18 protein-coding genes are annotated in these 19,785 nt (G+C 43.2%); 14 read left to right on the top strand and 4 right to left on the bottom strand.

Annotation, left to right across the window (positions count from 1 at the left end; all coding sequences use genetic code 11):
• The first annotated feature begins 64 nt into the window (after nt 1-64).
• The 4 genes from dnaA to K2Q13_RS01080 all read left to right on the top strand — a co-directional run bounded on the left by dnaA (nt 65) and on the right by K2Q13_RS01080 (nt 6,315).
• A complete protein-coding gene (dnaA, locus tag K2Q13_RS01095; protein WP_292918932.1) occupies nt 65-1,444 on the top strand; it encodes a chromosomal replication initiator protein DnaA in 1,380 nt (459 codons plus the stop codon).
• Between the two features lie 205 nt (nt 1,445-1,649).
• Nucleotides 1,650-2,765 (top strand): DNA polymerase III subunit beta, encoded by a 1,116-nt coding sequence (dnaN, locus tag K2Q13_RS01090; protein ID WP_292918800.1) that lies wholly within the window; start codon nt 1,650-1,652, stop codon nt 2,763-2,765.
• A 76-nt stretch (nt 2,766-2,841) separates the two neighbouring features.
• Entirely contained in the window at nt 2,842-5,262 is a 2,421-nt protein-coding gene (gyrB, locus tag K2Q13_RS01085; RefSeq protein WP_292918799.1) for a DNA topoisomerase (ATP-hydrolyzing) subunit B, read from the top strand.
• A gap of 78 nt (nt 5,263-5,340) precedes the next feature.
• The gene (locus K2Q13_RS01080; protein WP_292918798.1) at nt 5,341-6,315 is read left to right on the top strand and encodes an endonuclease/exonuclease/phosphatase family protein; all 975 of its coding nucleotides are present in this window, start codon (nt 5,341-5,343) and stop codon (nt 6,313-6,315) included.
• Between the two features lie 55 nt (nt 6,316-6,370).
• Here the strand turns inward: K2Q13_RS01080 and typA are convergent, their stop codons facing one another.
• Entirely contained in the window at nt 6,371-8,185 is a 1,815-nt protein-coding gene (typA, locus tag K2Q13_RS01075; protein ID WP_292918797.1) for a translational GTPase TypA, read from the bottom strand.
• A 118-nt stretch (nt 8,186-8,303) separates the two neighbouring features.
• Here typA and K2Q13_RS01070 point away from each other — a divergent pair, with 118 nt between their 5' ends.
• Complete coding sequence (locus K2Q13_RS01070) at nt 8,304-9,266, top strand: ornithine cyclodeaminase family protein (protein WP_292918796.1); 963 nt, start codon at nt 8,304-8,306, stop codon at nt 9,264-9,266.
• A 5-nt stretch (nt 9,267-9,271) separates the two neighbouring features.
• On the opposite strand, the gene K2Q13_RS01065 is transcribed toward K2Q13_RS01070, so the two are convergent.
• Entirely contained in the window at nt 9,272-9,469 is a 198-nt protein-coding gene (locus K2Q13_RS01065; protein ID WP_292918795.1) for a hypothetical protein, read from the bottom strand.
• Nucleotides 9,470-9,614: 145 nt separating this feature from the next.
• Between K2Q13_RS01065 and cutA the strand changes: the two genes are divergently transcribed.
• The 5 genes from cutA (at nt 9,615) to K2Q13_RS01040 (ending at nt 13,783) form a co-directional block, all read left to right on the top strand.
• Nucleotides 9,615-9,938 (top strand): divalent-cation tolerance protein CutA, encoded by a 324-nt coding sequence (gene cutA, locus K2Q13_RS01060; protein ID WP_292918794.1) that lies wholly within the window; start codon nt 9,615-9,617, stop codon nt 9,936-9,938.
• A gap of 15 nt (nt 9,939-9,953) precedes the next feature.
• On the top strand, nt 9,954-11,882 hold the full coding sequence (gene dsbD, locus K2Q13_RS01055; RefSeq protein ID WP_292918793.1) for a protein-disulfide reductase DsbD: 1,929 nt from the start codon (nt 9,954-9,956) through the stop codon (nt 11,880-11,882).
• A 63-nt stretch (nt 11,883-11,945) separates the two neighbouring features.
• Nucleotides 11,946-12,533 (top strand): TlpA disulfide reductase family protein, encoded by a 588-nt coding sequence (locus K2Q13_RS01050; RefSeq protein WP_292918792.1) that lies wholly within the window; start codon nt 11,946-11,948, stop codon nt 12,531-12,533.
• 327 nt (nt 12,534-12,860) lie between these two features.
• Nucleotides 12,861-13,196, top strand: coding sequence for a BON domain-containing protein (locus K2Q13_RS01045; RefSeq protein ID WP_292918791.1), 336 nt, complete (start codon nt 12,861-12,863; stop codon nt 13,194-13,196).
• 212 nt (nt 13,197-13,408) lie between these two features.
• Nucleotides 13,409-13,783 (top strand): DUF2784 domain-containing protein, encoded by a 375-nt coding sequence (locus tag K2Q13_RS01040; RefSeq protein WP_292918790.1) that lies wholly within the window; start codon nt 13,409-13,411, stop codon nt 13,781-13,783.
• On the opposite strand, the gene ttcA is transcribed toward K2Q13_RS01040, so the two are convergent.
• Nucleotides 13,780-14,688 carry a tRNA 2-thiocytidine(32) synthetase TtcA gene (ttcA, locus tag K2Q13_RS01035; protein WP_292918789.1) on the bottom strand — a complete coding sequence of 303 codons (909 nt, stop codon included), beginning with the start codon at nt 14,686-14,688 and terminating at the stop codon, nt 13,780-13,782. The two genes, K2Q13_RS01040 and ttcA, sit on opposite strands and share 4 nt — an antisense overlap.
• Nucleotides 14,689-14,848: 160 nt before the next feature.
• Between ttcA and K2Q13_RS01030 the strand changes: the two genes are divergently transcribed.
• From K2Q13_RS01030 to K2Q13_RS01020, 3 genes are read left to right on the top strand one after another with little or no spacing between them, the layout of a single operon-like run.
• On the top strand, nt 14,849-15,301 hold the full coding sequence (locus K2Q13_RS01030) for a plastocyanin/azurin family copper-binding protein (RefSeq protein ID WP_292918788.1): 453 nt from the start codon (nt 14,849-14,851) through the stop codon (nt 15,299-15,301).
• On the top strand, nt 15,298-15,834 hold the full coding sequence (locus K2Q13_RS01025; RefSeq protein WP_292918787.1) for a DUF411 domain-containing protein: 537 nt from the start codon (nt 15,298-15,300) through the stop codon (nt 15,832-15,834). Before K2Q13_RS01030 ends, K2Q13_RS01025 begins: the two co-directional genes overlap by 4 nt.
• 14 nt (nt 15,835-15,848) lie before the next feature.
• Nucleotides 15,849-16,319 (top strand): cytochrome c, encoded by a 471-nt coding sequence (locus K2Q13_RS01020; protein ID WP_292918786.1) that lies wholly within the window; start codon nt 15,849-15,851, stop codon nt 16,317-16,319.
• Nucleotides 16,320-16,348: 29 nt separating this feature from the next.
• Here K2Q13_RS01020 and K2Q13_RS01015 read toward each other — a convergent pair whose 3' ends face one another.
• Nucleotides 16,349-16,753 (bottom strand): hypothetical protein, encoded by a 405-nt coding sequence (locus tag K2Q13_RS01015; protein ID WP_292918785.1) that lies wholly within the window; start codon nt 16,751-16,753, stop codon nt 16,349-16,351.
• Between the two features lie 412 nt (nt 16,754-17,165).
• Between K2Q13_RS01015 and mutS the strand changes: the two genes are divergently transcribed.
• Nucleotides 17,166-19,766: a DNA mismatch repair protein MutS gene (mutS, locus tag K2Q13_RS01010; protein WP_292918784.1), complete on the top strand. Its 2,601-nt coding sequence runs from the start codon at nt 17,166-17,168 to the stop codon at nt 19,764-19,766.
• Nucleotides 19,767-19,785 lie beyond the last annotated feature (19 nt).

Here is a 19,785-nt window from a genome sequence, read left to right as displayed (position 1 = left end):
TTTTTGTAATGAACATAGCATGATGACTGTTTTTTCAAACCAGACAAATAAAGAACAAAAAATGATGCAATCACTGAACACTTTTTGGTTATCCTGTCTAGATCATTTTCAAAAAGAACTGAATGCGCAACAATTTAACACTTGGATCAAACCTTTGGAAATTGATCTTGCATTAAATAGTGATAATAAAGTTGTACTGATCGCACCTAATCGCTTTGTATCACAATGGGTCGCGGATAACTTTATCGTTCACATAGAAAGTATGGCGAAAACCTATTTTGACAAAAATATCCAATTCCATCTGAAACTTGCTAATCAAACAAAAACCAAAAATAATGCATTGAATCAGATCTCTGACTCCATACCCAGCTCCAATGAGATTAAACCGGAATCTAAAACTGTTCATCATCCTACTAAAAAAAATCTCAATGGGTTAAATCCCAGCTTCACCTTTGATAGCTTTATAACTGGAAAAGCGAATCAATTAGCACGAGCCGGAGCTATTCAGGTGGCGGAATCTCCAGGGGTTGCCTATAACCCGCTATTTATCTACGGCGGTGTAGGTCTTGGGAAAACACATTTAATTCAAGCGATCGGTAACTACGTACAAGAAAACAACAAAAATGCAAAGATTCGCTATGTTCATGCAGAGAAATACGTCTCCGATGTTGTCAGTGCTTATCAGCACAAAGCTTTTGACAAGTTCAAACTTTACTATCATTCATTGGACCTATTACTGGTTGATGACGTGCAATTTTTTGGCGGAAAGAATCGCACTCAGGAAGAATTTTTCTACGCGTTTAATGCTCTCATTGAGACACATAAACAAGTCATCATCACCTGCGACACTTACCCAAAAGAAATTACCGGTCTGGAAGAACGTTTGGTTTCACGCTTTGGCTGGGGATTAACTGTAGCGGTGGAACCCCCTGAACTGGAAATGCGTGTCGCGATTCTTTTAAAAAAAGCTGAAATAGAAAAAATCCGATTAGATGAAAATGTCGCTTTTTTTATCGCTAAACATATCCGTTCAAATGTACGTGAGCTGGAAGGTGCGTTGAAACGCGTGTTGGCTTTCTCACGTTTTGTCAATCAGGAAATAACACTTGATCTGGCGAGAGAGGCATTAAAAGATTTGCTTGCAGTACAAAGTCGTCAAATTTCAATTGAAAATATTCAAAAAACTGTTGCTGACTACTATAAGATCAAAGTTTCTGAAATGTATTCAAAAAAACGTTCACGTATCGTTGCGAGGCCAAGACAAATGGCAATGGCCATTGCCAAAGAGCTGACTTCACTGAGTCTACCTGATATTGGCGAAGCTTTTGGCGGCAGAGACCATACTACCGTATTACACGGCTACCGTAAGATTAACGAATTACGTGTTTCTGATCCACTTATAAGTCGGGATTTTAACGCTTTAATACTCATTTTAAGAGGTTGATAACTGTTTAACAAACTGTGTATAACTGCCTATGATAAAAAGATACTATTTTTATCCACAATTTATCCAGTCTTCATACCTTAATCATACAAACAAAAAAGTGATGCTATCTTGTTGAAATTCATAGGAAGCAAAAAACTATACAGAAGTATTAAAGACATTATCTAATTATTACTATTTTTAATATCATTTTTATATCAATGCAATGCTTTTAATAAAAACCAACCGAGATACGTTGTTAAAACCACTACAAACTGTAACTGGCATTGTAGAGCGTCGTCAAACGTTACCTATCCTATCAAATGTTCTGATTAAGCAAAATCAAGAAAAGACTTCTTTTTTAACCTCTGATCTGGAAATACAAATCAAAACAGAGGCTGCTGAAAACCTTTCCCCTAAAAAAGATTTTTCTTTTACAGTATCTGCTAAAAAGCTTCAGGATATTTTACGTTCACTTTCATCCGATACCGAGGTAACGTTAACGCGAAAAGATGACAACTTACAGGTTAAATCCGGTAAAAGCGCATTCAGTCTGCAAATTCTTCCTGCGGAAGATTTTCCCGAAGTAACCGAAGAACCGGAATCAGACAGTGTTATTACACTCAGGCAAAAAGAATTCAAGAATCTTCTACATCTGGTTCAGTTTGCAGTAGCTCAACAGGATATCCGCTATTATTTAAATGGACTTTTGTTGTTAATCGACGGCAAGCAACTGATCAGCGTTGGTACTGATGGTCATCGCCTTGCTTATGTTTCAACAACTTTAGATAAGGCGCAGAAAAAGCAAGAAGTTATTCTTCCGCGCAAAGCAGTCTTTGAACTATCCAAATTACTCGATGACAGCGAAAACTCGATCAAGATAGAATATTTTCAAAATAAAGTCAGATTTTCTTTTTCAGATATAATTCTGACATCTAAAGTTATCGACGGAAAGTTTCCGGATTACAATCGGGTTATTCCAACTAGAAACAACAAACTATTTGAAATTAATCGGCTCATCTTTTTGCAAGCTTTGCAGCGGGTTTCCATTCTATCGAATCAAAGTGATAAATTTCGCGGTGTGCGTTTAATCGTCGATAAAAATAATCTTCGCATTATCTGCAAGAATAATGAGCAGGAAGAAGCTGAAGAAGAACTGGAAATCAGCTATCAAGAAGATCCGGTGGACATCAGCCTGAACATTACCTATTTGATGGATTTATTAAACAATGTTACGAGTGAAACCGTACAATGCGCATTTGAAAATGCCAATAGTAGTGTATTAATGACAATACCTGGAAATGAAATATTCAAATACATTGTAATGCCAATGAGGATTTAATAATAACCATGCCAGAATCAATAAAAACCGTGACCCTTGAAACGTTTTTTGTAACTTTCATAAAGTATCCTAGCTAATGAGTAATCAAAATCCCCATGTACCGAAAGAAAATCTAACTGATTACGATTCTGAAAGCATCAAAATACTCAAAGGCCTGGATGCCGTACGTAAACGTCCTGGCATGTATATCGGCGACACCAGCGATGGTACAGGTTTGCATCACATGGTGTTTGAGGTGGTCGATAATGCTATCGATGAAGCATTAGCCGGTCATTGCGACGAAATAACTGTCACGATTCATCCGGATAATTCAGTCAGTGTGTTGGATAACGGTCGAGGCATCCCTACCGGGATCAAACAGGATGATGAAATGAAGCGTTCTGCGGCAGAAATCGTTATGACGGAATTACACGCCGGAGGAAAATTTGACGACAATTCATACAAAGTTTCCGGTGGCTTGCATGGAGTTGGCGTATCGGTAGTCAATGCATTATCGGAATGGTTGAAACTCACTATCAGGCGTGACAGTAAAATGCACCAGATGGAATTTCGTATGGGTGTCCCAATAAAACCACTAGAAATAACCGGAGAAAGCGAACGACATGGTACGGAAGTACATTTTCTCGCTAGCAAGGAAATTTTTGGCAACGTTGAATATCATTATGATATTTTTGCCAAGCGTTTACGTGAGCTTTCCTTTCTCAACAATGGCGTAAAAATTCATCTGGTTGATCAACGCACTGGTAAAGATGAAAAATTCGCTTTTACCGGCGGCATCAGAAACTTTGTTGAATATATCAATCGCAGTAAGTCTGTGCTGCATCCCAGTATTTTCTATGCAACTGGTGTAAAGGATAATATTGCCGTCGAAGTATCGATGCAATGGAATGACAGTTACAGCGAGCAGGTACTATGCTATACCAACAATATTCCGCAAAAAGATGGCGGCACTCATTTGACAGGCTTACGTGCTGCGATGACTCGTACACTCAATAATTACATTGAGAAAAATGAACTGGCTAAAAAAGCCAAAATTGAAACTTCCGGTGACGATATGCGCGAAGGCTTATCCTGCGTGTTATCGGTAAAACTGTTTGAACCCAAATTTTCGTCGCAAACTAAGGAAAAATTAGTTTCGTCGGAAGTGCGTCCTGTGGTGGAAGAAGTGGTAGCACAAAAGCTGTCTGAGTTTTTGCTCGAAAACCCACTTGATGCCAAGACCATTTGTAATAAAATTATCGACTCTGCCCGAGCTCGCGAAGCTGCACGTAAAGCACGCGAACTGACACGCCGAAAAGGCGTACTCGATAGCATGGGATTACCAGGAAAACTGGCTGATTGCCAGGAGAAAAATCCAGCGCTGTGCGAACTTTATCTGGTCGAGGGTGATTCTGCTGGTGGTTCTGCTAAACAGGGACGAGACCGCAAGTTTCAAGCAATCATGCCGCTCAAGGGCAAAATCTTGAATGTCGAAAAAGCGCGTTTTGACAAGCTGATTTCGTCGCAGGAAATCATTTCTCTAATCACTGCGCTAGGAACAGGCTTCGGCAAGGATGAATACAACCCGGATAAATTACGTTATCACCGCATTATTATCATGACTGATGCGGACGTGGATGGCTCGCATATTCGTACACTATTACTAACCTTCTTTTACCGGCAAATGCCCGAACTGATCGAACGTGGTCACATTTATATTGCGCAACCGCCACTGTATAAAATCAAGCATGGTAAAAAAGAACGCTATGTCAAAGATGATCACGAATTAAAACAACATATGCTAAGCCTCGCGTTGACTGACGCTGAGCTAAGTACAGGTGAAGAAAAACCGTTTCTGAGCGGAGAAACACTAGAAAGAATTGCCAACGAATACATTCTTGCAGAAGCGGTCATTGAGCGCATGAGTCAAATGATCGATAGTAACGTGATGCATGCGTTGCTACGCCAACCAGATGTTGATTTGCACAATGAACAAGCGGCAATCGACAGTGCAACCCGTCTGGCCGCACGGGTAAAAGATGTTGAAATTGCTGCAGAATACGATGATGTTCATGAACGTTATCGACTGAAAATTATGCGTATGTCACATGGTAATGTGCTGACCAGCTACTTGGATAATGATTTTGTTGAAAGCGGCGATTATGCACAAATCCAAAAAACCGCGCAGGTATTTGAAGGCTTGCTGAGTCATGGCGCTTACATCCGGCGCGGCGAGCGTAAGCAGGTTGTTAGTGAATTCAAATACGCACTGGAATGGTTGCTAGAGGAAGCGAAAAAAGGTTTGAACGTGCAGCGTTATAAAGGCTTGGGAGAAATGAATCCAAGTCAATTGTGGGAAACCACGATGGATCCAGAAAATCGTCGCCTGTTACGTGCGCAGATTGAAGATAGTATATTGACCGATGAAATTTTTACTACGTTGATGGGTGATGTAGTTGAACCACGTCGTGCGTTTATTGAGAAGAATGCGTTACGTGCAAGGAATATTGATATCTAGAGCAACTCCAGCTTAGTGAACAATCCTGGGATGAAAAGCGGGTTTGCAGTGTTATCAGTGTTATCAGGAGATTAAATCATGAAAAACCTACTTTTCTTCATAATTTTTAGCGTTACCGTGATGTCCGGTTGTGCCAAGAGCGGTGGCGGCGGTGAAGAATCACGGGTTCAATGTGACGATGTTACTAGCCGTGGCCACCTTAACGTCCTATCTATCAATCTTCTGTTCAAAGAAATTGAAACACGTGAACAGCGTTTGGAAGCGGTTGCAGAATTTGCGGAGAAAACCCCGGTCGATGTAATTCTGCTTCAAGAAGTGGTTGGAGGCGCATTAGCTCATACTGAAAATAGTGCAGAAGATTTGCAGAAGAAGCTCCTCGCCCGCAAACGTGATTATGATTTGTACACGTCTTTTGAAATTGGATTACCGGGTGTGATAGGCGTGGCTAATGCGATATTGAGTCGTTGTGAAATTGATTTCAGGACAACCAAGCGCTTGCCGCATGCGACTGAATTGAATTTCCGCGGACATGATATCAAATTGCCAAGAAATGTGATGATGACACGTATCAATATTCCTAATTCCAGTAAACTGAATATTTATAATACGCATCTTTGCGCCGCATGCACAGCGGATCAGTTAGATGCTCAGCTAAATGTTATGTTGCCATTCATCAGTGAATTAGAGACATCTTTTCCGAGTGGTAATTTTGCAATTCTTGGCGGTGATTTCAATATCGACCGCTTTCGCCTAGATCCCTTCGTGGAGCGGCCTTACTATGACAGGATTGTCAATGCCGGTTTTATTGATGCTTATGCGCAAGATAAGTCGCTGGACAATTTGTGCACAAATACTGAACAAGCCGATGCGCATTGTACCGTAGGCGTTTCGACATTGGATGCAGGAGGATCTGCGAGGCGCATTGACTACATTTTTATGAATCAAGCAAAGAATTTACGTGAAAGCCGAGTGGTATTTAACACCCTAGTTGATCCGGATCAGGCAAGCGTATCCGATCATGCTGGTGTTTTTATATCTGTGACCTTGCCATAAGGATACAGCGAGTGATGGGTGTCACTCGCTTCTGAAATTTGGTAGTTTTTGGTGTTTACGCCGCGACGCGGGATGCGCGCTTACGTTCATGTTCCAGTAGATGGCGCTTACGAATCCGGATCGTTTTAGGCGTAATTTCTACCAGCTCATCATCGGCAATGAATTCAATTGCGGATTCCAGCGTAAGCTGAATCGGCGGAATTAATGTGACCGCTTCATCGGTTCCGGAAGCGCGAACATTAGTTAATTGCTTGCCTTTGATCGGATTGACCACCAGATCATTGTCGCGCGTATGGATACCGATCACCATGCCTTCGTACAGGCGATCACCTGGACTGACAAACATGCGGCCGCGATCTTGCAGTTTCCATAGAGCATACGCAACCGCTTCACCTTGTTCAGCGGAAATGAGCACACCGTTTCTGCGCGGTGGGATTTCCGGGCGCATCGGCGCGAATTCGTCAAATACATGACTCATCAAACCGGTGCCGCGTGTCATAGTCATGAATTCGGATTGAAAACCGATCAAACCGCGTGCAGGGATACGATAGTCTAGCCGCACACGTCCTTTAGCATCAGATACCATATCCTGTAAATCGCCGCGGCGCGCGCCCAAAGCTTCCATTACTGCGCCTTGATTTGCTTCATCTACATCAACTGTGAGCATTTCAAACGGTTCGCATTTAACGCCGTCAATCTCACGGATCACAACATGCGGACGAGAGACAGCCAGTTCGTAACCTTCGCGGCGCATATTTTCCAGCAGAATAGTCAGGTGCAGCTCACCGCGCCCTGAAATCAGGAACGAGTCGGTTTCATTGGTGTCCTCCATCCTCAGGGCAACATTGATCAACAGTTCTTTTTCCAGGCGCTCGCGCAACTGGCGGCTGGTGACGAATTTTCCTTCTTGGCCGGCAAATGGCGAGGTGTTGACTTGGAACGTCATAGTCAGGGTTGGTTCATCCACAGCGTGGATTGGTAGTGCTTCTGGCTGGTCGACATCCGCCAGCGTAGTGCCGATGCTGAGTTCTTCCACGCCGTTAATCAGTACGATATCGCCGGCCAAAGCTTCTTTCATTTGTATCCGCTCCAAACCTCGGAAGCCGAGTACCTGATTGACTTTCGCTTTTTTTGGCGACTTGTCGCCCGTCAACACCATGACCTCCTGACCGGGTTTCAGCTTGCCGCGGTGAATGCGGCCAATGCCAATGCGACCGACGAAACTGGAATAATCCAGCGCGCTGATTTGCAGTTGCAGTGGTTCATCAGGATCACCTACAGGAGCGGGGACATACTTGAGGATAGTGTCGAACAACGGACGCATGTCGGTGCTCGGCTTATCAATATCCAAGGTGGCAAAGCCATTTAGTGCCGAAGCATAAATAATAGGAAAATCAAGTTGTTCTTCACTGGCGCCCAATTTATCGAACAGATCAAATGTTTGATCTACCACCCAACCGGCGCGCGCGCCGGGCCGATCAATCTTATTGACTACGACAATCGGACGTAAACCCAGCGCGAGAGCTTTTTTGGTGACAAAACGGGTTTGCGGCATCGGCCCTTCAACGGCATCAACGAGTAGCAATACACCATTGACCATTGACAACACACGTTCGACCTCTCCGCCAAAGTCCGCATGGCCAGGGGTATCGACGATATTGATATGAATATCTTCGTAGTCAATAGCACAATTCTTGGCTAGAATGGTAATACCGCGCTCACGCTCAATATCGTTTGAGTCCATCACACGCTCGGAAATTTGCTGGTGTGCAGCAAAGGTGCCGGCTTGGTGTAGAAGTTTATCAACCATAGTGGTTTTTCCATGGTCAACGTGAGCGATGATTGCGATATTGCGAATCGGGCGAGACATAAATTATTCCTCAAATATAAGCTATATTAGTCCTTACGGCGGGGGCAACATTATAGCATCCGATTGTTAATATGGCTAATTTAACCATCAGCTAAGTTTTTCAAAATTAGGGGCTTTGATGTTGCCATTGATTCGTTACTTATCACAAAGCTCATTGCAGGACTTGCAATTTACTATGCATGATGTTACTGCCAGCATTGAGCATTTATTATTTGCAAAAACACAACAGAAGGCCTGGAATGCGCCTAAGGCTGTGATTACTCCGCCAGATGATAGATACATGATGGCGACATTAGCGGCAGCCGATGATCCTCCATTTCTTGCTGTCAAAGCACTAGTGCTCAATCCAGATAACCTAAGGTATGGATTAGAAAGCATTAACGCATTGGTGACTTTGCTCGATAGCCGCAACGGATTGCCACTTGCGATCATTGATGGCAATTGGATTACTGCAGTACGCACGGCTGGATTGAGTGTGGTCGCTGCCAAACGGCTTGCACAACCTGATGCTTCTATTGCTGCTTTTATCGGGTGCGGCGTGCAAGCCCATAGTCACTTGCGAGCGCTGGCAGAAATTTTTCCGCTAAAGCAGATTAATGTGTTTGGACGGAGCGCGGCCAGCCGCGACAAATTTTGCCGTAGCGCAGAAAAAATGGGCTTGTTGGTGGTTGCGACACAAACGGCACAGGAAGCTATTCAAGATGCGGATTTGATTGTTACATCTGTAACCTTGTCGCCAAAACTGATTCCATTTCTAGACGCGCGCTGGCTTAAACCAGGCGCATTCGTCACTATGACCGATTTGGCTGCACCGTGGCTGGCTGAGAGCATGCCAGCATTGGACCAGATTATCGTTGATGATTTGGAACAAGAAGCCAGCATGCCTAAACCGTTGGTTGATCCGGAGTTAGTGCGTGGTGATTTAACTGATTTGGTAACAGGCAGTGCAACTGGCCGTCAAAGCACAGATGAACGAATCGCTTTTGTGTTCAGGGGGTTGGCGCTTGGGGATCTGGCCGTGGCCGGACTGGCTTACCAGCGTGCTTGTGAGCAATTACAGGGTATGGTGATAGAATCCTAAAGCAATTACTGGTTGTTCTTTTCTGCGCCTGTCATCAAAAATTTAATCAGTAGCGCGAAAATAAGCGGAACTGTACTGAGTCCTGTCACCATGTAATGCTCTGCGGTGAATTGATCGCCTTCATCCATAATGATGTAGCCAAAAAATATCGTGACCGGGGTGATAATTGAGAGTGTTATTACTAAATTAAATAATCCTTTCATTTGTTAAGATCCTTTTGGTAAATTATTTTTTAGAGTATATGCCTATTGGCAGGGTATGCCCAGAACGTAAGAATTCAAAATCACTTGTCAATGGAGGTGCTATGCAGGGTAATATTAATCTTTTTGCAGCAACTGCATAACATGCATGGAACCCGTACTTGTTATTACCAATTTTCCCAATAAGGAAAGCGCCTTAGCGTTGGCAGAGGCTTTAGTCGATCAACATTTGGCGGCTTGTGTTAACACCTTAAGTCCGTGTGTTTCGATTTATCGCTGGAAAGATAACATTGAGTCGGCTGAGGAAACCCCAGTGCTAATTAAAACCCAGCGGCAATATTATGAACGGATTGAACAGTTGATCAAGAAGGTGCATCCTTATGAACTTCCGGAAGTAATTATGGTTCCTATATTGGACGGATTACCTGCATATTTGCAGTGGATCGTCGACGAAACAACCCTATCTGACTAAATAATACTGATACCTATGCGATTAATCCAACTTTTGCTACTAATGTTATGTTTATCCTGTCCGCAAGCTTTCGCTCAGGAAGGCGGATCTTTAAATTTGTTTCAGAAATTACAGGGCTTAGGTATCAATCTGGGCCAAAGTAATCCACAAGAACTTTTGCCACCGGATGAGGCGTTCAAGATCGCAGTAGAAGTGCGAGACGGAAATACGTTAATTGCACATTTGACACCAGCGAAGGATTATTACCTGTATCGCGACAAAATTGCCTTCGAACCCAAGCAAGAAGGTATGGCGATTGAAAAGGTAAGGTTGCCACCCGGCAAAATGAAAGAGGACATGACTTTTGGCAATACGGAAGTATATTACAGCCCAATTCAAGCGGTCATTTCGTTAAAGCGCGAAGGCGCAGCAAGTGAGCCGTTGACACTGGAGGCAACTTATCAAGGTTGTAATGAACCGGTGGGGGTGTGTTACGCACCGATACATAAAGTGATTGATTTGACATTACCGGCAGTAAAGGCCGCGATCGGAGCGGTTGCCGAGGCGGTGAGTAGTCAAGCTACGGCAGCAGAAATCGATGCTACCGCTGAATTGTTTCAGATGCCATCTAGATCACCTGCGATTGAAACCGAATCGTACAAGATTGAACGCATGTTCGAAACTGGCAATTACTGGTTAATTCTCTCCGGATTCTTCGTGGTTGGCTTGTTTCTATCATTTACGCCTTGTGTGTTTCCGATGTTTCCAATTCTATCGGGGATTATTGCCAATCAAGGCAAGAATGTAACAAAGCGGCATGGATTTATTCTGGCACTGGCTTACGTATTTGGTATGGCGATTACGTATGCCATCATCGGTGTAGCGGCGGGGTTATCGGGCGCAATGTTGTCTGCGGCCTTGCAAAATGCATGGGTACTAGGCACGTTTGCAGCGATGTTTGTGTTGCTGTCCTTTTCCATGTTTGGTTTTTATGAGCTGCAACTGCCCGGGTCGTTGCAAACCAAGTTATCCCAGGAGGCCGGTCAGTTGAAAGGTGGGCATTTAACCAGTGTGTTTGGTATGGGGGCATTGTCTGCTTTGATTGTCGGTCCTTGTGTCGCCGCACCGCTGGCGGGTGCTTTGCTATATATTAGCCAGACTCGAGACGTGGTTCTGGGCGGTTCGGCATTGTTTGTCATGGCACTGGGTATGGGTGTGCCGCTGTTGCTATTGGGAACATCAGCCGGCGCTTTGCTGCCGAAAGCTGGCGCATGGATGGAGTCGATTAAGCGATTCTTTGGTGTGTTGCTGCTCGCAGTTGCGATTTGGATTATCTCCCCGGTGATTAATGAAGTGGTATACATGTTGTTATGGGCCGTGTTGTTAATCATTTCGGCGATTTATTTGCATGCGATTGATCCATTGCCGGAAAGAGCCTCCGGTGTGCAGAAATTTCTCAAAGGTGTGGGTGTTATCGCTTTACTGGTTGGTGTTGCGTTATTGATCGGTGTTTTGTCCGGTGGCCGGGATGTTCTGCAGCCACTCTCAAAGCTTAACCTGGCAGATGCGACAAGTTTAGGGGAAGCGGGACCAGCGAGTTATGCAACACTGCCATTTCAGCGGGTAAAAACTATTGCTGAACTGGATGAACAGATCCAGTTATCCAGAGAAAAATACGTCATGGTCAGGTTTCATGCTGATTGGTGTGTTTCGTGCAAGGAAATGGATCGATTTACGTTCTCTGATGCTAAAGTTCAAGCTCGACTGAAAGAAGTGGTTCTGCTGGAGGTTGATGTCACAAATGGCACTTCGGATGATACCGCGCTACTTAAACGATTTAAGTTGTTTGGGCCGCCGGGTATTTTATTTATTGATCGTCAAGGTCATGACGTTCCTGATATTAAAATCATTGGATTTCTCAATAACAATGATTTCTTAACAGTACTGAACGCTGTTTTGATTTAAAGCTAGCTACTGTCAAATAATTAGCACCGGCGCCCTATTAACATATTTTCTAAGGATAAAAAAATGTCGAAGTTCAAGCAGGTAATTTTGTATTCTTGCGTCGCGATATTTGCTCTGGGAGCAGGCTCGTTCCTACGTACTTTGCTGTCTGAGGCATATCAAACTGAATTATCCAGTGAAGAAAGTCAGCAAGGCGCTCAAGCTATCCTTGCTGCAAGCTTGCCAGATTTACAAGGAGAAAATCAGGAGGTTTCGCAGTGGTTAGGAAAAGTCATGGTAGTGAATTTTTGGGCCACTTGGTGTACGCCGTGCCGCGAGGAAATTCCAGAATTTATTGAAGCACAAAGAAAATATGGGGAACAAGGGTTGATTTTTATCGGTATCGCCATTGATCAAGCTGACAAAGTGAAAATGTTTAGTCAGGAATTTGGTATCAATTATCCGGTATTGGTCGGTAGTTTTAATACTTGGTCATTGTTAGAGGCTGCGGGAAATCGTCATTCTGCGCTACCTTATACTGTGGTGATCAATCGTTCTGGAGAGTTGGTCGAAAACTATTTGGGGCGTGTCGATCTGAAAAAGCTGGAAAAAATGATAATTCCATTATTGAAGGAGCTACCGAAAAACGAGCAATCGACACAAACTAGTTGAAGGTGTTACTGGAACGTGGAAATAACATCAGTCAAATAATAAATATTATCAAGGCATAATCTAATCAAGCTACTCTGCCAAAAAAGCAATTTCTATCAAAGAAATGATGTAATATTATCAACAGGAATGGAATGCTTTGTTCATTGACGTTATGCGAGCTACTCTGTCCATGCATTACCTCGCATTCTGATGGTTGCGAATACTTACCCAACAAATAACCGGTTAAGTTTTGTTGGATTGAATGAAGTGCTGAAGGTGGAAAGGCACGGGTTTTTAATCTAAGTGTGAGGAGGATGTTTTTCCGATAATCATTTAGGAGACCTCATTATGATACGACGTGATAACAGTCATTTCATTGTTTTCTTCTTAATTGCTCAAATAGCCATGCTCTCAGGCTGTGCATCAATACCCGAGCAAACGGGGATGGAAGAAAAATTTAATGATGTTCGTATTACCACAAAAGTCTATGAAGCAATTATTGATGAACCGTCGCTAAGACGTTTTGATATCAATGTCAGAACAATCAGAGGGGTTGTAGAATTAAGCGGTTACGTCAATTCCCGTAACGACATGGACAAAGCAATAGCGATTGCTCGTACTATTGATGGTATAAAATCGATCAGAAATGATATGCTGATTGGGTCGATTAACGATGATTATTAACAGACTTGTTGAAAAACTATCTGCATTGCTGCTGCGGTGTTAAAAACAGATTCAGAATGGTCATTTATTATGTATAAACTGCGCTTTTTCACCTGTTTTTGTATTGTATCAGCTGCTTCGAAAACTTTTTTCAACGGTCTGTAAATAGCTTATCAGTGATTATCGGGAAGCATTTGCAAGCCACTCATTAATAAAAGTTGGTTCGAGTAGAAATGCTTTTAGCTGATATAGTGCTGGTCGTTCATTTTCTTTATGTCCTATTTGTGGTGGGAAGCCTGCCAGTTATCTGGGTAGGTGCGTGGTTGAAGATGATGTTTGTCACCAGCCCTTGGTTTCGCTATCTGCACCTTGCCGCTATTTTGTTCGTGGTGGTTGAATCGTTATTTGGTGTCGTTTGTCCATTAACTGTGTGGGAAAATAGCTTGCGCCAGATAGAAATGGATAGTAGTTTTATTCAGCGTTGGCTTCATTTCATTATATTCTACAATGTGTCGGAAGCCATCTTGACTGTTGTCTATTGCTTGTTTGCCGGTTTGGTCGCAATGACTTTCAAATGGGTGCCGCCCAGACGCATCAAAGTTGATTAGTTTTCTGAAATCATCTGGCGATCATCTGCTTCTTCCGTTTCAAGACTGAGCAATTCTTCAACATTAGGCTCAAATGTTTCTTCGTCAAATGCTGTATCGCCGTTTTCGAATGGCCGATCTTGCGCTTGTAAGTTAACGAAATCGTAACGAGAAGTATCGGCTAGATGCGACAGCTGGACATTCTGTATAGAGCGAAACATGGTTTCAAGCCGGCCGGGGAATTTTTTATCCCAATGTTGCATCATTTCTTTGATGGTTTGGCGTTGTAAGTTTTTTTGTGATCCGCACAGATTACATGGAATAATTGGAAAATCCGCAATTTCTGCATAAGCTGCTAGATCCTTTTCCTTGCAATAAGCCAGTGGCCGGATCACAATGTGTTTGCCGTCATCACTGACCAGTTTGGGCGGCATCGCTTTGAGCTTACCGCCATAAAACATATTCAGAAATAAGGTTTCAAGGATATCATCGCGGTGATGACCCAATGCAATTTTAGTGGCCCCAAGTTCACCAGCCACACGGTATAACACACCACGGCGTAGTCGGGAGCACAGGCTGCAAGTAGTTTTTCCCTCGGTAATGACACGCTTAACGACACTGTAGGTGTCCTGTTCTACAATCCGAAAAGGCATACTGATTTGTGTCAAATAACTGGGTAAAACTTGCTCAGGGAAACCGGGCTGTTTTTGGTCCAGATTCACTGCAATCAGTTCAAAGTCTACAGGGGCATGGTTCTGAAGATTACGCAGGATATCCAGCAATGCATAGCTATCTTTACCTCCAGACAGACACACCATGATTCGATCGCCGGCTTCGATCATGTTGAAATCAGCAATAGCCGTTCCTACTTGTCGTCTCAAGCGTTTTTGTAGTTTGTTGGCATTATATTGTTGTTTTCTAATCATACTTTACGAGAAATCTGAGGAAGCAAAATTCATTGATAGTAAGGTAAGTAGTATAGAGGCTATAACGGAATATTAGACAAATGAATTGGAACAATTTAGCATAGCCGAATTCTAAACAAGATGGATAAACGAGTTCGGAAATTATTTTCAGAAGAATACTATGAATAGAATTATACCATTGGTAATCTTGGTCTTGTTTTCAACCGAAAGTTACTCGGCTGCAAATCATTCCAATTTGGAATCCGATATTGGCAGGCCGGGTGATTCTGATAAAGTGTCACGCATTATTAAATTGACGCAGGTGGATAATATGTTTTTACCTGCAGAAGTTGAAGTGAGTGAAGGTGAAACGATCCAGTTTGTGGTCAAAAATGGCGGCAATCACAAGCACGAAATGTTGATGGGTTCGATGGCTGAACTTAAAAAAATTGCTAAGATGCGGCGTATGTATCCTGATAAGGGGCATTCTGAGACCCAATTGTTACAACTGGAGCCTGGCGAACAAAAGGAATTTATTTGGCATTTTACTCGCGCAGGAATCATTGATTTTGCCTGCCCGTTGCCCGGTCATTTTAAAAAAATGCGTGGAAAAATTTTTGTGGAGAAAAAATGAAAATACGAATGAGTACCCTGCTAATTGGGTCGATCTTGACAGTCAATTTATTGAGTGTTGCGACGCAGGTGACAGCTACGGCAACCGTAGATGTATATAAGAGTCCGACTTGTGGATGTTGCGATAAATGGGTCGACCATATGCGCGACCATGGTTTTACGGTAAAAACGCATGATGTAGGTAATAAAGAGATCAGAAAGAAATCGGGTATTTCTGAAACCGTTGGTTCGTGTCATACGGCATTGGTGAATGGATATGCGATTGAGGGGCATGTACCGGCACCCGATGTCATCAGGTTGCTCAAAGAAAAACCAAAAGCGATAGGGTTGGCTGTTCCAGATATGCCGCATGGGTCTCCAGGTATGGAAGGATCTCGTAGTGATCCCTATAATGTTTTGTTGCTTAAAGAGCGCGATCAAACCCGCACGGATGCCACCATCTACAACCGCTATGATCCGTATGCCAAAAGGGCTGAGCCATTACCTAAAGACGTAGAAGCAGAAAAAAGCAGCTCAGTTATGCGCTTAAAATAAATGCAGCGATTTTTATGAGGATGCGACATTTTTTGATTTATGGCGCTGCTACAATGGTGTTGAGCGGGTGCGGAGATTTCTCGTCGCCGGATACTGCATTGGGACAGCATCAGATCGATCCTAAAACAGGGCTGGTGATAAGAAATGTGGACGTTGCACAAATTATGCGTGGAGAAGCTGTTTATGTGACCAATTGCGCGGGGTGCCATGGCCCCAATGGAGAAGCAACGCCGGATTGGCGCAAACCGAATCCTGATGGTAAATATCCACCCCCGCCACTAGACAGTTCGGCACATGCTTGGCACCACTCCACCGATGTTTTGAAAAAAACAATCCTCAAAGGAACTCCACCAGAAATAGGCTCCATGCCTGCTTGGGAAGGCATATTGACTGAGCACCAAGTCGATGATGTGATCGCCTGGATAAAATCCTTATGGTCAGATGAAATTTACGATATTTGGTATAAAAATTTTGAAGATAAATAATAAATAAGCGTTCAAGACTTGAATCCGCATTATTCTTTTGGTTTTTTTTCAAGTGATCGGATTTGTTCAAAGATCGCTTGTTTTTCATCTTCCAGCTCTCGATAGCGTGCATAAAGGCGATCTAAATCCGTTGTATATTTATCAATTAGATCTTGTTTTTCCTCCTTAAGCCGAATTAAATCCTCATAGTTAGGAATCGGAATGCTCTGTGAGGGCGATTTGGGTTGCCGAAAAGCTTGAGGCGCTTCTGCTATTTCGTTGCGGCGCATTTCCTGAATCATCAGAAATTGCTGATAAGTCGATTGAGATTCTTGTTGTATGCGAGTTAACGTTTTTTCAAGCTGACGGATCTGCGCTTCCTGATCAGGCGTTTCCGTATTAGCCCAAATTGTATTGGCGGTAGCAAAAAATACGCATAAAAGAATTAGCTGCATGACTTGAATGTTAATAGATAAATTATTGTTTTTAATATATTTTAAGAGCATAGTAGCAGAATTTTATTCTTCAATAAGAGTATTTTCCAGGATGCTATGTGCGCAATTTTACACTCAATATCACTAGAGTTAATTTCTACTTTAGAGTTCTAAAAAAGAAAATTTTTTGTTTCAGACCTATAGTTTGTCATGATTCAATAAAGTATGCGGTACTACTTTGACGGAATTACTGCGGTTACATTCATTCGTTTGGTAATATGTGCGGGCCAATGTTTTTCTTAGCGCTACTGATTCCATAGCTTATCCTATTTCCAGGACGGGTGCGATTGCGCAGGATCGATTTGCAATTAGTTTAATGCTAGTTGTGGTAGATAGTGATTTCTTTCATGCAGCATAACCCTATAACTAAAAGATGAGAACAAATAAAGAGCAACATACGCCGATGATGCAGCAGTACTTGCGCATTAAGGCACAGTATCCGGATATGTTGATGTTTTATCGCATGGGGGATTTTTATGAATTGTTTTTTGATGATGCGGAGAAAGCTGCAAGACTGCTTGGGATTACTTTAACCCGGCGCGGTGCTTCAGCAGGTGAGCCGATTAAGATGGCGGGGGTGCCCTATCACGCAGCTGAGCAATATTTAGCTAAGTTGGTCAAAGCCGGCGAGTCCATCGCGATTTGCGAACAGGTGGGTGATTCGGTCACCAGTAAAGGACCGGTAGCTCGCGAGGTTGTTCGCGTCATTACGCCTGGAACATTAACGGATGCAGCATTACTCGAGGATAAGCGTGATTGCATTTTGCTGGCATTATGGGTACACGAGTCGGTTCTGGGTTTGGCTTGGTTGAACCTAGCCGCAGGTCAATTACGGATGATGGAGACATCGCCGCAAAATATGCTTAGTGAATTTGAACGTTTGCAGCCAGCAGAAATTCTTCTACCTGAAGCGCTTATATTGGGTGAATTACAAGGGAAAAATTGGGTTTTAAAGCAATTACCTTCGTGGCAGTTTGATCGTGATAGTGCGATCAGTAGTCTGACACGGCAATTTGAAACTTATGATCTTTCCGGTTTTGGCTGTGAAGATTTGTCTACGGCTCTGTGTGCAGCGGGTGCATTACTGGAATATACGCGCTTGACGCAAGGATCGGATGTGCTTCATATCACATCATTGCAAGCCGAGCGGGAAAGTATTTATGTTCGTATGGATGCAGTAACGCGCCGCAATCTCGAAATTTCTGAAACCATCCGAGGTGAAAGATCACCCACGTTATTGTCTCTGCTGGATACTTGTTCAACCAATATGGGTAGCCGCTTATTGCAATTTTGGTTGCATCATCCATTGCGTGATCGTGGCGTAATTCAAAAACGACTGGATAGTACTGCGGCCTTGATCGGAGAAAATGAGTCAAAAAGTTATTTGGCTGCACGCGATCTTTTGCGGCAGATCGTAGATATTGAGCGGGTTACTGCACGTATTGCGCTCAAATCAGCACGTCCGAGGGATTTATCGGGTTTGCGTGATAGCTTGAAACTATTCCCGGAAATTATCACTGCGATTGCGCCGTGTCGCAGCGAGAGAATCGATCAATTGATTCAGGCGATGCAAATTGAGTCTGTGCTTGTTGAGCTATTGAATAAAGCCTTGCTGGAAGAGCCCGGTGTGGTGTTGCGCGAAGGTAATGTGATTGCCGATGGCTATGACGCTGAACTTGATGAATTACGAGCGTTGCAGAACAATTGTGGGGATTTTTTATTACAACTGGAAATTCGTGAAAAGGAACGTACGGGTATTCCTAATTTGAAAGTCGAATATAACCGTGTGCACGGTTTCTATATTGAAGTCACGCACGCACATAGCGAGAAAATTCCTGCGGATTATCGGCGCAGGCAAACTTTAAAAAGTGCTGAACGTTATATTACACCTGAACTGAAAGCTTTCGAAGACAAGGCATTATCAGCACAGGATCGAGCCTTAGCGCGGGAAAAATATTTATATGATGCGTTAATAGAGGCGTTGTTAAAGTATATTCATGTATTACAGAAGATGGCGCTAAGCGTTGCTGAGATCGACGTTCTGTGTACACTGGCAGAACGGGCGCAAATACTCGATTACACCGCGCCACATTTATCCAATGAGGAGATTGTTAGTATAGATAACGGTCGTCATCCGGTGGTAGAAAATCAGATTGAAAACTTTGTGGCTAACGATGTTCAATTAGGCGCCGGGCAAACTGGAAAACCACAAATGCTGTTGATTACCGGTCCTAACATGGGTGGGAAGTCGACTTACATGCGACAGATTGCGCTGATTAGTTTGCTGGCTCATTGTGGGTGTTATGTCCCAGCTAAAAAAGCGTGTATTGGTGTACTTGATCAGATTTTTACCCGCATTGGAGCCGCTGATGATCTTGCCAGCGGTCGCTCCACGTTTATGGTGGAAATGACGGAAACAGCCAATATACTCCATAATGCGACAGCGCATAGCCTAGTGCTTATGGATGAAGTCGGCCGCGGCACCTCGACTTTTGATGGTTTGGCTTTAGCGTTTGCAATTGCTCGGCATTTGCTGACAAAAAACTGCAGTTTTACCTTGTTTGCTACGCATTACTTTGAGCTGACAAAACTTGCAGAAGAGTTTAAACAAGTTAAGAATGTTCATTTGGATGCGGTGGAGTATAAACACCGTATTGTTTTCTTGCATAAAGTCACTGAAGGTCCCGCGAGTCAGAGCTATGGTTTGCAAGTAGCAGCGCTGGCAGGCGTTCCTGAACCAGCGATTAGAGTAGCAAGAAAATATTTGATTAATCTCGAGCAGGAAAGTATAAGTAGAGAACCGCAGTTGGATTTATTTGCTTTTTCCGTTCCGGAGCTGGAAGAAAATGTTATGCAGGAACATCCAGTAATCGCAATACTGCAGAATCTTTCGCCTGATGATCTAAGTCCCAAGCAGGCATTGGAGCAGATTTATTTACTGAAAAAAGCGGTAGATACCGAACATGGCGGCTAAATTTTATCCAATCTGGTAC

The organism is Nitrosomonas sp., from assembly GCF_019752095.1.
GTDB lineage: Bacteria > Pseudomonadota > Gammaproteobacteria > Burkholderiales > Nitrosomonadaceae > Nitrosomonas.
The sequence above is the reverse complement of the archived record's forward strand: the minus strand, read 5'-3'. Positions and strand labels throughout refer to the sequence as shown.

Coding starts and splice junctions, on each gene's coding strand:
- dnaA (WP_292918932.1), top strand. CDS start 65: ATGCAATCACTGAACACTTTTTGGTTATCCTGTCTAGATCATTTTCAA.
- dnaN (WP_292918800.1), top strand. CDS start 1,650: ATGCTTTTAATAAAAACCAACCGAGATACGTTGTTAAAACCACTACAA.
- gyrB (WP_292918799.1), top strand. CDS start 2,842: ATGAGTAATCAAAATCCCCATGTACCGAAAGAAAATCTAACTGATTAC.
- K2Q13_RS01080 (WP_292918798.1), top strand. CDS start 5,341: ATGAAAAACCTACTTTTCTTCATAATTTTTAGCGTTACCGTGATGTCC.
- typA (WP_292918797.1), bottom strand. CDS start 8,185: ATGTCTCGCCCGATTCGCAATATCGCAATCATCGCTCACGTTGACCAT.
- K2Q13_RS01070 (WP_292918796.1), top strand. CDS start 8,304: ATGTTGCCATTGATTCGTTACTTATCACAAAGCTCATTGCAGGACTTG.
- K2Q13_RS01065 (WP_292918795.1), bottom strand. CDS start 9,469: ATGAAAGGATTATTTAATTTAGTAATAACACTCTCAATTATCACCCCG.
- cutA (WP_292918794.1), top strand. CDS start 9,615: ATGGAACCCGTACTTGTTATTACCAATTTTCCCAATAAGGAAAGCGCC.
- dsbD (WP_292918793.1), top strand. CDS start 9,954: ATGCGATTAATCCAACTTTTGCTACTAATGTTATGTTTATCCTGTCCG.
- K2Q13_RS01050 (WP_292918792.1), top strand. CDS start 11,946: ATGTCGAAGTTCAAGCAGGTAATTTTGTATTCTTGCGTCGCGATATTT.
- K2Q13_RS01045 (WP_292918791.1), top strand. CDS start 12,861: ATGATACGACGTGATAACAGTCATTTCATTGTTTTCTTCTTAATTGCT.
- K2Q13_RS01040 (WP_292918790.1), top strand. CDS start 13,409: ATGCTTTTAGCTGATATAGTGCTGGTCGTTCATTTTCTTTATGTCCTA.
- ttcA (WP_292918789.1), bottom strand. CDS start 14,688: ATGATTAGAAAACAACAATATAATGCCAACAAACTACAAAAACGCTTG.
- K2Q13_RS01030 (WP_292918788.1), top strand. CDS start 14,849: ATGAATAGAATTATACCATTGGTAATCTTGGTCTTGTTTTCAACCGAA.
- K2Q13_RS01025 (WP_292918787.1), top strand. CDS start 15,298: ATGAAAATACGAATGAGTACCCTGCTAATTGGGTCGATCTTGACAGTC.
- K2Q13_RS01020 (WP_292918786.1), top strand. CDS start 15,849: ATGAGGATGCGACATTTTTTGATTTATGGCGCTGCTACAATGGTGTTG.
- K2Q13_RS01015 (WP_292918785.1), bottom strand. CDS start 16,753: ATGCAGCTAATTCTTTTATGCGTATTTTTTGCTACCGCCAATACAATT.
- mutS (WP_292918784.1), top strand. CDS start 17,166: ATGAGAACAAATAAAGAGCAACATACGCCGATGATGCAGCAGTACTTG.